The 492-nt window shown below is 63.6% G+C and carries 1 pseudogene; it reads left to right on the top strand.

Annotation, left to right across the window (positions count from 1 at the left end):
- Nucleotides 1-492 (top strand): annotated as a pseudogene (locus tag BIU91_RS16145) (GDSL-type esterase/lipase family protein); the annotation flags it as partial.

Below are 492 nucleotides of genomic sequence, written 5' to 3'. Positions count from 1 at the left end.
CCTGCCACCGCTCGGATGCGTCATGGTCGCGCAAGGCAATCGTCTCCTCGGCGGCGACGTCGATCGGCGCGAGGGCAGACTCGAACGACCCCACGCTCGACTACCACTTCATCGCCTGCAGCGGCGCCGTCGCAGCCGACGTCAGCGCGAGTGCGTCCGGAGAGCGCGGCACGAAGACGAGGGAGCTCCCGCAGATCGAACAGGGATACCTGGACGAGAACACGACCCTCGTCACGATCACGATTGGCGGCAACGACATCGGTTTCTCCGACGTGGTCCGACAGTGCGTCGTCTCGGGCAAGCTTGAGACCCCGTGCCGCGAACTCCCACAGCTGTCGAACGGGAAGAGTTTGGAGAACAAAACAAAGGAACTCACGGACGCGGCCGAAGACAAGATCCTCGGCGTGCTTTCCTCGATCCAGCAAGCCGCTCCCAACGCGAAGATCGCGATCTTGGGGTACCCGCCGATGTTCTCGAACGGCGTTTCCTGCG

This window comes from Curtobacterium sp. MMLR14_002, from assembly GCF_001864975.1.
GTDB lineage: Bacteria > Actinomycetota > Actinomycetes > Actinomycetales > Microbacteriaceae > Curtobacterium > Curtobacterium flaccumfaciens.
The sequence above is the reverse complement of the archived record's forward strand: the minus strand, read 5'-3'. Positions and strand labels throughout refer to the sequence as shown.